This is a genomic window from Actinoplanes sp. NPDC051633 (genome assembly GCF_040681735.1).
GTDB lineage: Bacteria > Actinomycetota > Actinomycetes > Mycobacteriales > Micromonosporaceae > Actinoplanes.
This window is the reverse complement of the sequence record NZ_JBFAZH010000099.1, coordinates 1-12327: the sequence shown is the minus strand read 5'-3', so window position 1 is coordinate 12327 and position 12327 is coordinate 1. Positions and strand designations below refer to the sequence as shown.

General features: G+C 73.2%; 14 protein-coding genes. 6 read left to right on the top strand and 8 right to left on the bottom strand.

From position 1 onward, the window contains the following. On the bottom strand, positions 1–645 hold a 645-nt coding region (locus tag AB0M20_RS08780), incomplete at its 3' end, for an HAD family hydrolase (RefSeq protein ID WP_364295985.1). Beyond that, a complete protein-coding gene (locus AB0M20_RS08775; RefSeq protein ID WP_364295983.1) occupies positions 642–1406 on the bottom strand; it encodes an ROK family protein in 765 nt (254 codons plus the stop codon). The genes AB0M20_RS08775 and AB0M20_RS08780, both read right to left, overlap by 4 nt. Before the next feature lie 50 nt (positions 1407–1456). Between AB0M20_RS08775 and AB0M20_RS08770 the strand changes: the two genes are divergently transcribed. Continuing rightward, positions 1457–2278, top strand: a complete 822-nt coding sequence (locus tag AB0M20_RS08770) for a TrmH family RNA methyltransferase (RefSeq protein WP_364295981.1) — start codon at positions 1457–1459, stop codon at positions 2276–2278. Here AB0M20_RS08770 and AB0M20_RS08765 read toward each other — a convergent pair. Further along, complete coding sequence (locus AB0M20_RS08765) at positions 2242–2823, bottom strand: TetR/AcrR family transcriptional regulator (protein WP_364295979.1); 582 nt, start codon at positions 2821–2823, stop codon at positions 2242–2244. The genes AB0M20_RS08770 and AB0M20_RS08765 overlap by 37 nt on opposite strands. An 80-nt stretch (positions 2824–2903) precedes the next feature. Here AB0M20_RS08765 and AB0M20_RS08760 point away from each other — a divergent pair, with 80 nt between their 5' ends. Continuing rightward, on the top strand, positions 2904–3584 hold the full coding sequence (locus AB0M20_RS08760) for an NAD(P)-binding oxidoreductase (RefSeq protein ID WP_364295977.1): 681 nt from the start codon (positions 2904–2906) through the stop codon (positions 3582–3584). A gap of 12 nt (positions 3585–3596) precedes the next feature. Here the strand turns inward: AB0M20_RS08760 and bioD are convergent, their stop codons facing one another. Next, complete coding sequence (gene bioD / locus AB0M20_RS08755) at positions 3597–4304, bottom strand: dethiobiotin synthase (RefSeq protein ID WP_364295989.1); 708 nt, start codon at positions 4302–4304, stop codon at positions 3597–3599. Between the two features lie 269 nt (positions 4305–4573). Beyond that, the gene (locus AB0M20_RS08750; RefSeq protein WP_364295975.1) at positions 4574–5704 is read right to left on the bottom strand and encodes an 8-amino-7-oxononanoate synthase; all 1131 of its coding nucleotides are present in this window, start codon (positions 5702–5704) and stop codon (positions 4574–4576) included. Positions 5705–5784: 80 nt separating this feature from the next. Here AB0M20_RS08750 and bioB point away from each other — a divergent pair, with 80 nt between their 5' ends. Beyond that, complete coding sequence (gene bioB, locus AB0M20_RS08745; RefSeq protein ID WP_364295973.1) at positions 5785–6774, top strand: biotin synthase BioB; 990 nt, start codon at positions 5785–5787, stop codon at positions 6772–6774. 169 nt (positions 6775–6943) lie between these two features. Further along, positions 6944–7453 (top strand): GNAT family protein, encoded by a 510-nt coding sequence (locus AB0M20_RS08740; RefSeq protein ID WP_364295971.1) that lies wholly within the window; start codon positions 6944–6946, stop codon positions 7451–7453. Here AB0M20_RS08740 and AB0M20_RS08735 read toward each other — a convergent pair. From AB0M20_RS08735 to AB0M20_RS08725, 3 genes are all read right to left on the bottom strand, one after another. Next, a complete protein-coding gene (locus AB0M20_RS08735; protein ID WP_364295969.1) occupies positions 7446–8546 on the bottom strand; it encodes a GNAT family N-acetyltransferase in 1101 nt (366 codons plus the stop codon). The genes AB0M20_RS08740 and AB0M20_RS08735 overlap by 8 nt on opposite strands. A gap of 54 nt (positions 8547–8600) precedes the next feature. Further along, on the bottom strand, positions 8601–9353 hold the full coding sequence (locus AB0M20_RS08730; protein WP_364295967.1) for an amino acid-binding protein: 753 nt from the start codon (positions 9351–9353) through the stop codon (positions 8601–8603). A gap of 101 nt (positions 9354–9454) precedes the next feature. After that, positions 9455–10477, bottom strand: coding sequence for a LacI family DNA-binding transcriptional regulator (locus AB0M20_RS08725; RefSeq protein WP_364295965.1), 1023 nt, complete (start codon positions 10475–10477; stop codon positions 9455–9457). A 190-nt stretch (positions 10478–10667) separates the two neighbouring features. Here AB0M20_RS08725 and AB0M20_RS08720 point away from each other — a divergent pair, with 190 nt between their 5' ends. Both AB0M20_RS08720 and AB0M20_RS08715 read left to right on the top strand, forming a co-directional pair. After that, a complete protein-coding gene (locus AB0M20_RS08720; protein ID WP_364295987.1) occupies positions 10668–11387 on the top strand; it encodes a pyrimidine reductase family protein in 720 nt (239 codons plus the stop codon). A 96-nt stretch (positions 11388–11483) separates the two neighbouring features. Continuing rightward, the gene (locus AB0M20_RS08715) at positions 11484–12143 is read left to right on the top strand and encodes a VC0807 family protein (protein WP_364295963.1); all 660 of its coding nucleotides are present in this window, start codon (positions 11484–11486) and stop codon (positions 12141–12143) included. Positions 12144–12327 lie beyond the last annotated feature (184 nt).

The window sequence follows — 12327 nt, the reverse complement described above, 5'->3', positions numbered from 1 at the left end:
GTCGGTGCGCGGGGACCGCATCAGGATCGCGAGGGCGACGTCGGCGCGACGGGCGCACACCACATCGCGCCGGCGGCTGTCGCCGACGAACCAGCACTCCTCCGGCTTCACCCCCAGTGCGCCGGTCGCCGCCCAGATCATCTGCGGGTTCGGCTTCCGCACGCCCGCCTCGTCGCTGTAGATCTGCGCGGCGAACAGCCGGCCGACGCCCGCCTTGCTGAGGAAGTCACGGTGTGCGGCGCCCTTGATGGTGTTGCTCACCACCGCCATCGGGATGCCGGACCCGGCGGCCGCGTGCAGCAGCTCGGAGATGCCGGGGCGCAGCGCCCAGCCACTGCGCCACGCCCAGTCGTAGGTCAGGCCGGCCACGTACGCGCGTACCTTCGCCTGCGCGGACCTCGGCCACCCACGCAGCATGAACCGATCCCAGACCTCGATCGCGGGCAGCTCGTCGGGATGATCCTCATCCCGCCAGCGGGCGTAGGCCGCATCGCCCTCGGTGAACGACCGCTGGATCTCACCCGGCGTCAGGACGCCGTCGATCAGGTTGTAGATCCGCAGCACCAGCCCGGGCGGCGCGGCTCGCTGCGGCGGAGCGTCGGCGATCACGCCGCCGAAGTCGAGCAGGAGGGCGGCTGGTCTCACCGCTGCTGGTTCTTCACGCCCAGGCTCCACGCGCGGACCCCGCCCACGATGCCCGCCGTGTTCGGCACCACCACGACATCGTCGCCCATCCGGGCCAGCTGGGTCGCCGTGATCAGGCGCGAGTTGCCGCCGCCCAGGTAGAGGCGGTCCCACAGGAACACCGGCCGCAGACCCTCGACGACGTTGCGGACCCGGCGCGACCACAGCGCATCGCCCAGCCGCCGCCGTTCGTGCTCACCGATGTACGTGTCGTAGCTCATCCCCCACCGCACCGGCGCCTGCGACATCTCCATGTGCGGGGCCAGATAGCCGCCGTCGAACAGGGCGCAGCCGAGCCCGGTGCCCAGCGTCAGCATCAGCTCGCACCCGGTGCCGGCGACCACCCCCGCGCCGTGCACCTCGGCGTCGTTCAGCACCAGAGTGGGCAGCCCGAACGCCTCGGCCAGCGCGGTCCGGGCGTCGAAGCCGCCCCACGCCTCGACCAGCTCCGGGTCGACCTTCGTCCGCGGGCCGCTGCGGGTCACGTAATGCGGAGTGGCGACCACGACGCCGTGCCGCAGCATGCCCGGCATGCCGACGGTGACGCGATCGGCCTGCGGCAGCCGCCCGCCGAGACCGACCAGGGTCTTCACGAAGAGATCGGGATGCAGCGGGTACGGCGTGGGCACGCGCAACGGCTGTGCCCGCATCGTGCCGGCCTCGTCGAGCACCGAACCCTTGATGCCGCCGCCACCGCAATCGATCGTGAGGGTGAATGCCACGCGACCAGTGTCACCCACCGCGCTGAACACCGCGAGTAGTCTCGGCGCCGATGAAAATCACTACCCGCAACGCGAGTTTCCAGCAGTGGCAGGCGTTGCTGACGAATCGCACCAAGCGGCAGCGCTCGGGGCTTTTCCTGGTACAGGGCGTGCGGCCGATCACCCTGGCCGTTTCCTCCGGTCACCCGGTGCAGCATTTGATCTATTCCGACCGGCACGCGCTCTCGTCCTGGGCGCGCGAGATGCTCGACCGCAGCGCGGCGACGCCGGTGGCCATGGACCCCGCGCTGGTGGCCGAGCTGGCGGAGAAGGACGAGTCCGAGCTGATCGCGGTCGCCGCCCTCCCGCCCGACGACCTCGCCCGGGTGCCCGTCGGCCCGCGCCTGCTCGCCGTCGTCTTCGACCGGCCGTCGACGCCCGGCAACATCGGCACCCTGATCCGCTCCGCCGACGCCTTCGGCGCCTCCGCCGTCATCGTCACCGGCCACGCCGCGGACCCGTACGACCCCAGGGCGGTACGCGCCTCGACCGGGTCGGTGTTCGCGCTGCCGGTGATCCGCGCCGACTCACACCGCGAGGTCCTCGACTGGGTCGCTTCGGTGCGCGCCGGCGGCCTGGACGTGCAGGTGGCCGGCACCGACGAGCACGGCGCGGCCGACGTGGCCTCCTACGACCTGACCGGCCCCCGGGTCCTGCTGATCGGCAACGAGACGCACGGCCTGTCGGCGGGCTGGCGCGCCGGCGCCGACACGATGGTCCGCATCCCGATCACCGGGGCGGCCAGCTCCCTGAACGCCGCCGCGGCGGCGACGGTCGTGCTCTACGAGGCCGCGCGTCAGAGAAGCTCCCGGATGGACGATGACAGAGCTTGAGCGCACTCCTCGTCGCTCGGCCAGGGCAGGTCGTCGGTGAAGTTGCTCAGGAACGCGTAGTTCAAGCAGCCGCCCAGAAGCAGATGGGCGATCGCCGCGGGGTCCGCGTCCGGCCGCACCCGGCCGGCTCCCTGCTCCGCGGCCAGGTAGGCCGCGACCCGCTCGGACACCATCTGCGGTCCGGCTCCGGCGTCGCGCAGGAAGTCGCGATGGGCGGCGAGCAGTTGCGGCTCGGCGAACAGTGACGCGGCGATCGGGAAGCTGCGGCGGTAGAAGCGGACGGCGACCAGGGCCAGCTCGTCGACGGTGTCCGCGACGTCGCCGTGGCCGACCCTTTTCGGCAGGTCGGCGAGCAGGGGGTTGAGCCCCGGCGCGCGTTCCTTGAGCACCGCGAGGAAGATCTCCTCCTTGGTGCGGAACGACTTGTACAGCATCGCCTCGGAGTAGCCGGCCTGCCGGGCGATCTCGCGCGTGGTGCTGCGCGCGAGCCCGATCGTGCCCATCACGTGGGCGGCCGCGTCCAGAATCCGATCCCGGCTGCTCATCGTCCTCCTGCTCTTGCCTTCGATCCTGCCACGCACGATAGTGGTGAGTAAGTGTTTACTCACCACGCGGGAGGCAAGGCATGGACATCACCGTCATCGGCGCCACCGGGGGAACGGGCCGGCAAGTGGTGGCGCAGGCGCTGGCCGCCGGACATCGCGTGACCGCCGTCGTCCGCGACCCGGCCAGGCTGCCGGCGTTTCCGGTCCCTGCGGTACGCAGCGGCTCGGCCGCCTCTTCGGCCGCCTCTTCGGCCGGTGAGTTGGTCGTCGTGACCGCCGACGTGATGAAGGTCGAAGACCTGCGGCCGGCCGTCCGGGGACGGGACGCGGTGGTCACCGCCCTCGGCCCCAGCGGTCGCCACCCTCGGCCCGTGGTGACGCCGGCCCTCGACACGCTGATCTCGGCGATGTGGGCGGAGAACGTGTCGCGGGTCGTGCTGGTCAGCAACAGCGGAATGCACACCGAGGGCGACCCGCTCCTCTTGCGTGCCGTGGCGAAGCCGATCCTGCAGCGGGTGCTTCGCGACGCCTACGCGGACGCGATGCGAGCCGAAGAGCTGCTGCGGTCCACCGAGCTGGAGTGGACGATCGCCCGCCCGCCCCGGTTGACCAACGGCCCGCACACCGGCACGTACCGCATGGCCCGGAGCGGAAACGTCCGCGGCGGCAGCTCCATCTCGCGGGCCGACCTGGCCGACTTCCTGCTCCGGGCGGCCTCGGACCGGGCCACATCCCGCCAGGCGATCAGCCTCGGCTACTGACCCGGCGTCGGGTCAGCGGATCTCTTCGGCCCAGACGCGCCAGTTGTCCAGGACCCCGTAGAGGGCCGGCGTCAGCCAGCCCGGCGCCGAGCGGCGGAAGACGCCCGGCTCCATCGCGCCGGCTCCGTCCGGGAGCGCGCCCACCAGGTTGGGGACCAGCTCGCTCAAGTTGGCCCAATGCACCAGCTCCGGCTCGGCCGGCCATGCGCCCAGCACCACGCCGGCCGGCACGCCCCTGCGGGACAGCGCCTCCAGTGTCAGCGCGGTGTGGTTGAGCGTGCCCAGGCCGGCCCGGGCCACCACCACTGTGCTCACGCCCAGCGTCGTGGCCAGGTCGGCGAAGGTCCACGGGTCGCCGGACGGCCGGACGCCCATCGGCACCAGCAGGCCGCCAGCGCCTTCGACCAGCACCAGGTCGTGCTCGGCCGACACCGCGCGGATCTCGTCGACCACCTCGTAGAGCTCCAGCGGCGCCTTCTCGGCCACCCGGGCGGCGGCCAGCGGGGCGAGCGGCTCGGGGTAGGTGGCGAGGGTCTTCGCGGTGTGCGGAGCGGCCAGGTGCTGGATCAGCTCCACGTCGGTCGGGCCGCCCAGGGTCGTACCCGTCTGGCCCGGCTTGATCACCGCGACCTTGAGGCCCGCCGCCTGGGCCGCCGCGGCGATCGCCGCCGTCACGATGGTCTTGCCCACGTCGGTGTCGGTGCCGGTGACCAGCACCACGCCGCGCCATTCGCCCGACTCGGCCGGGCGGGGCGCGGGCTGAGCGGCCGGTTCCGGGGACTGCGCGGCCAGCTCGGCCTCGATCTCGTCGCCCAGCTGCTCGCCGGCATCGCTCGGCAACCCCGGACCGGGCCCGGCCGGCGCGTCCGGAGCCGGACCGGCCGGACCGGGAGAGACCGGGATGGCGGGGTCGGGCTCGGGCGTGCCAGGCGCGGGATCGGGCACGGCCGGCGACGGCGCGGGAACGGGCGTCGGAACGGGGGCCTGGGTCACGGGGCGCACTCCACGATCACGTCGAGGGCTCGGGCGAAGTCCACGTCGGAGACGCCTGCGTTCAGGGTCAAGCGCAACCGGCTGGAGCCGTCCGGAGTGGACGGCGGGCGGAAGCAGCCCACCGCGATCCCCCGGTCGCGGCAGTCGGCCGCCCACGCCACCGCCGCCTCCGGCCCGGGCGCCGGCACCGACAGCACCGCCGCGGCCGGGCTGGTCACCGCGAAACCCGCCGCGCCCAACCGGCTCACCGCCAGCGCCGCGCGCGACGACAGCCGCGCGCGGAGGTCGTCGGCGTCCCGCACTATCCGCAGCGCCGCCGAGGCGCCCGCCGCCATCGCCGGCGGCAACGCGGTGTCGTAGATGAACGTTCGGCCGGTGTCGATCAGGTGATGCACGAAGGAGGCGGGCCCGGCCACGAAACCACCGGCGCCGCCGAGCGACTTCGACAGCGTCGCGGTGACCACCACATCGGGCTTGCCGGCCAGCCCGGCGGCCGCGACCGCCCCGGCGCCCGACGGCCCCAGCACCCCGATCGCGTGCGCGTCGTCCACCAGCAGCAGCGCCCCGCGCGCCGAGGTCACCTCGTGCAGGGCGGCGAGCGGCGCCAGGTCACCGTCCACCGAGAACACCGACTCGGTCACCACGACCGCGTTGCGCCCGGGCGCCGCGTCCAGCAGCGCGGCCACCGCGGCGGGGTCGGCGTGCGGCGCGATCACCACGTCGGCCCCGGACAGTTTGCAGCCGTCGATCAGCGACGCGTGGTTGTACGCGTCGGAGACGACATACGACCCGGCCAGCCCCCGGACCGCCCCGAGATTCGCGAGGTAGCCGGACGAGAACACCAGCGCCTGCTCCGCACCCAGCCACTCGGCCAGGTCGGACTCCAGGGTGGCGTGTGCCTCGGTGCTGCCCCGCACCAGTCGCGAACCGGTCGCTCCCAGCCCGTACTCGGAAAGGGCCGACGCCGCCGCGGCGACCACCGCGGGGTGGACGGCCAGGCCGAGATAGTCGTTGCCGGCCAGATCGACGACGCCGTCGGCGGCCGGGCGCGGCCGCAGGACGCGGGTGAGCCCGGCCTTCGCCCGGGCACGGGCCGAGCGCTCGAGCGCCGCCAACCAGCCCGTCAAAGTCGCCTCGCAATCACCCGTGAAGGAAGGCCCGGAAAGACCTCGATCGGCAAACTATCACTGGCCTGTAGGGTACGGACATGATCCTCGACCGGGCGCACGAGCGGGTGCTGGGCAACGGACAGGGCCTGGACCAGGCGCAGGTCGAAGAGGTGCTGCGGCTGCCCGACGACGACCTGCCCGCGCTGCTGCAGCTGGCACACGAGGTGCGGATGCGGTGGTGCGGACCGGAGGTCGAGGTCGAGGGCATCGTCTCGCTGAAGACCGGCGGCTGCCCCGAGGACTGCCACTTCTGCTCGCAGTCGGGCCTGTTCACCTCGCCGGTGCGGGCGGTCTGGCTGGACATTCCCGCCCTGGTCGAGGCGGCGAAGCAGACCGCGGCGACGGGCGCGACGGAGTTCTGCATCGTGGCCGCGGTGCGCGGGCCCGACCAGCGCCTGATGGACCAGATGCGGCAGGGCGTCAAGGCCATCAAGGAGGCCGTCGACATCCAGGTCGCCGCCAGCCTCGGCATGCTGTCGCAACAGCAGGTCGACGAGCTGGTCGAGATGGGCGTGCACCGCTACAACCACAATCTGGAGACTTGCCGCTCCTTCTTCCCCAACGTGGTGACCACCCATTCGTGGGAGGAACGCTGGTCGACGCTCACGATGGTGCGCGACTCCGGCATGGAGGTCTGCTGCGGCGGCATTCTCGGGCTCGGCGAGACGGTCGAGCAGCGGGCCGAGTTCGCGGCGCAGCTGGCCGAGCTGGATCCGCACGAGGTCCCGCTGAACTTCCTCAACCCCCGTCCGGGCACGCCGCTCGGTGACCGCCCGGTGGTCGAGGGCAAGGACGCGCTGCGCGCGATCGCGGCGTTCCGCCTGGCGATGCCGAGGACCATTCTGCGGTACGCGGGCGGCCGCGAAATCACGCTCGGTGATCTGGGTACGCGAGACGGCCTCCTCGGCGGCATCAACGCGGTGATCGTCGGCAACTACCTGACCACACTGGGCCGCCCGGCGACCGCCGACCTCGAGCTGCTCGAGGAGCTGAAGATGCCGGTCAAGGCGTTGTCGGCGACGCTGTGACCGGGTATTGCGACCGCTGCGGGCAGCCCGGCGACCACCCTGAGTGCCGGCGGGCACGGCAGTTCGAACCGCCACGCTACTGCCCCGAGTGCCGCCGCCGGCTGAAGGTGCAGGTCGTGCCCACCGGCTGGACGGCCACCTGCGTCGAGCACGGCACGCTGAGCTCCTGATGTGGACCCGGCTCCGCGGCCGGATCGTCACGCTGCGCCTCGCCACGGAATCGGATATTCCGGATCTGGTGCGGATCCGCGAGACGCCCGAGGTGTTTGCGCGCTGGCGTGGCGCGGACGTCGCCGCGGACACCCGTGAGGCGATCGACGACGAGAGCCTGACCTACTTCGTGATCGAGGTGGACGGCCGGGTGGCCGGCGGGATCCAGTGGGCCGCCGAGGAGGACCCCGAATACCACCACGCCAGCATCGACATCTTCGTCGACCCGGCGGTGCACGGCCGGGGCGTCGGCACCGACGCGGTGCGTACCCTGGCCACCCACCTGATCGACGACGAGGGCTTTCACCGCCTGGTGATCGACCCGGCCGCCGACAACAAGGCAGCGATCAGATGTTACGAGAAGGTCGGCTTCCGCCCGGTCGGCATCATGCGGCAGTACGAACGCGGCGAGCACGGCTGGCACGACGGCCTGCTGATGGACCTGCTGGCCGCCGAGCTGATCAGGTGAGGCCCGACTGGTTGAGACCTGACTGGTTGAGACCCGGCCGGGCGGGCGTCTCGTCGGAGGCGGTCCGCCGGCCCGGCACCGGAATCGTCGCGGTGAGCATCGCGCCGTCACGGTCCGTCGGCTCGGCACCCAGCCGGCGCAGCGTCCGGAGCATCCCGGTGTTCTCCGCCGTCGTGTGCGCGACCACCGCGGCCACCTCGTTGCGCCCGGCCCACGCGACCAGCCGGCGCAACAGCGCGGTGCCCAGCCCTCGGCGCTGCCAGGCGTCCTCCACCAGCAGCGCGACCTCGCCCAGATCACCCTCCGCCAGCAGCGTGGCCATCGCCACCACCCGCTCCTCGCCACTGCGCGGGTCGACGTGGACGGCCAGCAGCGTGACGCCGCCGACCCGCTCGAGCAGGCGGCGCAGCCGGGTGTCCGTCGGGGCCTGCATCCCGCCCAGGTAGCGCAACCGGCGGCTGCCCGCCGAGCTGCGCGCGTGCATCCGCTGCACGGCCTCGGCGTCCTCGCCCGTGGCGACGCGGATCAGCAGCTCGGCGCCGTCGGGCAGCAGCACCGTCGCCTGCTCGGCCTGCTGCCGCAGCAGCGCGCCGGACAGCTCGATGAGGGCCTGCCCGCGCGCGAACTCGGCCGGAGTGAACGCCGGTGCGTCGCGCAGCACCTCGAACGCCCCGCCGGCCGGGTCGGCCAGCGTCATCCGGCCGCCGGTGAAGCCGTGCCCGGCCGCGCTCTCCGGCCGCCACCGCACCTCCCGGGCGTCGAGCAGGGCGACCAGCGCCTCACCGAGCGCGTCGGGGTCGTGCACCAGCCGGCCGGCCAGCGCCAGCGCCCGGGTCGGCTGATCGGCCAGGCCCTGCGCCTCGGCCCGGGCCACGAACGCGTCGCGCCCCCGGCCGCGGGTGACCGCCGCCAGCATGTCGGCCTCGGACATCGTGTCGGGCGCGTCGACCAGGAAGTCGTCCACCGCGCCCGCCTCGGTCGTGTGGACCTGGACGGCGAGGATGTTGACCGACCGCAGCGCGAGACTCGCGGTCAGCACGGAAAGGTAGCCCGGGCGATCGTCCACCGTCGCCCTGATCCGCCATAACGCCATGTATCCGAGCGTGCCGCGCCCGTGTTACCTCGACATTGCCTTTGTTGAAGAACCTTATGAGGGCTCAATCACAGAGGAGGCGACCGGCGGCGCGCCGGCCTGATCGAGACGGTCGCCGAGGATCACCGCGGCGGCCCGGACCAGCTGGGCGACCCGGTCGACCTCGGTCACGTGGAAGGCGGCGGCCGGCAGGTCCTCGTCGTCCGAGCGGGCCAGCACGAGCACCAGGCCGGCGCGGCCGAAGGGCGCCACCGCGTACTTCGTGGTGTCGGGGCCGCTCATCGGGCGGGCGCGCAGCGGGGTGATCTCGGGCAGCCGGAGCGGTGCCGGGGCGCGCCAGCTGGCGTACACCGTCGTCGGCTCCTTGCCGAGCTGCAGATCGGGGCCGTGCGGGAGCGGCCGCGGGGAGCCGGCACGGGCGGCCCAGTCGGGCGGCACCACCGCGGCGGCGGCCCAGTCGGCGGCGAGCAGGCCGGGCACCGCGTCCACCAGCGTGGCCAGGCCGTCGGCCGGGTTGGCGGCGACCTGCGCGAGGAGCTCGGCGTCGTGCCCGCCGGAGATCGGCGCGCCGATCGCCTTCCACACCCCGTCCACCTGCACGCCGGGGATGGCGGCCAGGCCGGCCAGGAGGCGTTCCACCCGTGCCGCGCCCGGCCAGACCACGGTGAAATCGTCGACCGCCCGGCCGCCGAGCCGCTCCAGCACCACGACCTGGACGATGTCCGCACCCGCCACACCGAGCGTGCGCGCGACCTGGCCGAGGGCCCCAGGACGATCCGGCAGAGTGACCCGTACCCGCAGCAACATGAAGCTCCTCCCGTGACGTCGACCTCGCCACTGTGCCAACGCGGCGTTTCACACCGGTTGCGACGCCGTGTCCCCATGGTCAATGCCCAGATTAGGAGCGACTATGTGGAGGACCGACGGACCAGGTGGGTGTCGAGCAGAACGTGCGGATCGACATCCGCCCGGCGATTGATCAGGTCGATCAGCAGGGCGGCCATGCGCCGGCCCATCTCGTCGACGTTCTGGTGCACGGTGGTCAGCGGCGGGTCGGTCTGCCGGGCCACGTCGGCGTCCTCGAACCCGGCCAGCGCCACATCGGCCGGGATCCGGCGGCCCGCCGCGCGCAACGCCCGCAGCGCTCCGGCGGCCATCAGGTCGGAGGCCGCGAAGACGGCGTCCACGCGCGGTTCGCGCTCCAGCAGCGCGCGCATGGCGGCATGCCCGCCGGCCTCGGTGAAGTCCCCGTAGGCGATCAGCTCCGGCCGGCCCTCGTCCCAAGCAGCGCGATAGCCGGCCAGCCGGTCACGGCCCACCTGCATGTCCTGCGGCCCGGCCACCGTCGCCACCCGCCGCGCACCCAGCCCCACCAGGTGCTCCACCGCCTGCCGAGCCCCCGCCACGTTGTCCACGTCGACGAAGGCGTCCTCCGGCGCCGGCCGCGCCGGCCGCCCGCCGAGCACGAACGGCATCCCCCGCGCGCGCAGGATCCCGGGCAGCGGGTCGTCGTCGTGCAGCGAGAGCAGCAACACGCCGTCGACGTGCTGCCCGGTCAGGTGCGCCTCGACCCGGCGGCGCTGCTCCGGCGTGGCGGCCATCGCAAGCCAGAGCTGCAGCGGGGTCTCGATCAGGGCGGCGTTGATGCCGCGCAGCACACCCGCGAAGAACGGTTCGCCGAACACTCGCTCCTGCGACTCGGAGACGACCAGGGCCACCGAGTCGGTGCGCTGGGTGACCAGCGAGCGGGCGGCGCGGTTCGGCACGTACCCCAGCTCGATGATGGCCGCCTCCACCGCGGCCTTCGCCTGCGGGCTGACCTGGGCCGACCCGTTCAGCACCCGGGAGGCCGTGCCGCGGCCGACCCCGGCCAGCCTGGCCACCGCGTCCAGCGTTGGTCGCCCGGCCGAGCGCAGCGGCTGCCTTGACATGGCCGCATTATGCACCTGACTAGGAATATGGTCGATCTCATGATCTCCCGACTCATGATCTGCCCAGCCTGCTCATGATCTGCACAGCCTGCCGGGAGCGACGGCACGACGACTGCCGCGGCGGCTCCTGGTGCGACTGCCAGCACCGGCCGGTCGAGCCGGTGCCGCCGGTGACCGGGCCGCCCGGCCCATGACGATCACCCGGCTGCGACCCTCTCCGGCCGGCCCGGTCGCGCTCGAGGAGCTGCCGGAGCTGTACCCGCGGCGCGACGAACCGGTGCTGCGGGTCAACTTCGTGTCCAGCCTCGACGGCGCGGCGACGCTCGACGGGCACTCCGGCGGGCTCGGTGACCCGACCGACCAGGAGATCCTCAAGACGCTGCGTACGGTGTGCGACGCGCTCGTGGTGGGTGCGGCGACCGTGCGCGGGGAGAACTACGACGGGTTGCGGCTCGACCCCTCGCGGCGGGCCTGGCGGGAGGAGCGTGGGCTGCCCGCGTACCCCCTGATGGTCGTCGTCTCCCGCAGCCTCGACCTCGACCTCGACCAGCTCGTCTTCGCCGACGCCCCGCGCCGGCCGGTGGTCTTGGCGGGTGGCGGGACGGCGAAGATGCGCCGGCAGGTCGAGCGGGTGGCCGACGTGGTGGCGACCGACGACCTGGCGGCCGGCATCGCGGCGCTCCACGAGCGCGGCGCGACGCAGGTGTTCTGCGAGGGCGGGCCGCGGCTGCTCGGCGCGCTGCTCGAGGCGGACCTGGTGGACGAGCTGTGCCTGACCGTCTCGCCGCTGCTCACCGCCGGCGACGCGAGCCGCATCGCCCACGGCGGGCAGGCCGTGCGGAGGGAGATGTCGCTGCGGCACATCCTGGCCGAGGAGGACATGCTCTTCCTGCGGTACGCGCGCCGCTGACCCGCTTCGCGACGGGCGTGTCCGTCGATCGGTGGACAGCCGGGCTCGACGGGTCGGTCGTCCCGCGGCAGGCCTCGCCGGCGCGACGATCGAGCCATGACGACGACGCCGCACAGCATCCGCCCGATGATCCGCTCGCTGGCCTGGGACCTCGGTCTGCCGGTGGCGACCTACTACGCCCTGCACGCCCTCGGCGCCGGCGACTTCACCGCGCTGCTGGCCGGAACGCTCGCCGCCGGCTCCCGGATGGCCTGGGTCGCGGTGCGGGACCGCTCGCTGAGCCCGTTCTCCGCCGTGATGGCCGCGGTCTTCGGGGTCGGCCTGGTGTTCACGCTGGTCACCGGCGACCCGCGGTGGATGTTGATCAAGCACTCGGCGATGGCCGCGGTGCTGGGCCTCGTCTTCATCGCGACCGCGCTGCGTGGCCGCCCGCTCACCCTGGCGGCCCAGCAGAGCTTCCTGCCGCGGCGAGCCGCCGAGCTGGCTTCGGCCTACGCGACGGACCCGCACGTCCGCCGGGGCCACCGCGTCTCGTCGTTCGTCTGGGGCGCCGGCTTACTGGTTGAGGCGCTGGTCCGCGCGGTGCTGGTCTACACGCTGCCGATCGAGGTGATGGTCGGCCTCTCCACGGCGCTCACCATCGTCACCTTCGCCGCCCTGACCACCTGGAACGCCCGCTACATCGCCACGGCAAAACGCCGCGCGGCGCCCTCGCCGGAGCCGGCCGGCACCTCCGCTACGGCGATCGCCGCGTAGCGTCGCCCGCCGAGACGCGATGCGAGCGGGAGCCGACGGCGGGGCCCGAGGCACGACCAGCCGCGGAACGGCGGCCACGCACGACCAGCCGCGGAACGGCGGCCACGCAGGGCAGGCTCGCGCCCACAACCCGGGCGCGAGACAAATAGTGGTAGCTCAGAGACGCATCCGCGTCGCGGATGCG

Excerpts from the sequence above, each read along its gene's own strand:
- AB0M20_RS08720 (WP_364295987.1), top strand. The coding sequence starts at position 10,668 with ATGACGATCACCCGGCTGCGACCCTCTCCGGCCGGCCCGGTCGCGCTC.
- AB0M20_RS08770 (WP_364295981.1), top strand. The coding sequence starts at position 1,457 with ATGAAAATCACTACCCGCAACGCGAGTTTCCAGCAGTGGCAGGCGTTG.
- AB0M20_RS08735 (WP_364295969.1), bottom strand. The coding sequence starts at position 8,546 with ATGGCGTTATGGCGGATCAGGGCGACGGTGGACGATCGCCCGGGCTAC.
- AB0M20_RS08725 (WP_364295965.1), bottom strand. The coding sequence starts at position 10,477 with ATGTCAAGGCAGCCGCTGCGCTCGGCCGGGCGACCAACGCTGGACGCG.
- AB0M20_RS08715 (WP_364295963.1), top strand. The coding sequence starts at position 11,484 with ATGACGACGACGCCGCACAGCATCCGCCCGATGATCCGCTCGCTGGCC.
- bioB (WP_364295973.1), top strand. The coding sequence starts at position 5,785 with ATGATCCTCGACCGGGCGCACGAGCGGGTGCTGGGCAACGGACAGGGC.
- AB0M20_RS08760 (WP_364295977.1), top strand. The coding sequence starts at position 2,904 with ATGGACATCACCGTCATCGGCGCCACCGGGGGAACGGGCCGGCAAGTG.
- AB0M20_RS08730 (WP_364295967.1), bottom strand. The coding sequence starts at position 9,353 with ATGTTGCTGCGGGTACGGGTCACTCTGCCGGATCGTCCTGGGGCCCTC.
- AB0M20_RS08765 (WP_364295979.1), bottom strand. The coding sequence starts at position 2,823 with ATGAGCAGCCGGGATCGGATTCTGGACGCGGCCGCCCACGTGATGGGC.
- AB0M20_RS08740 (WP_364295971.1), top strand. The coding sequence starts at position 6,944 with ATGTGGACCCGGCTCCGCGGCCGGATCGTCACGCTGCGCCTCGCCACG.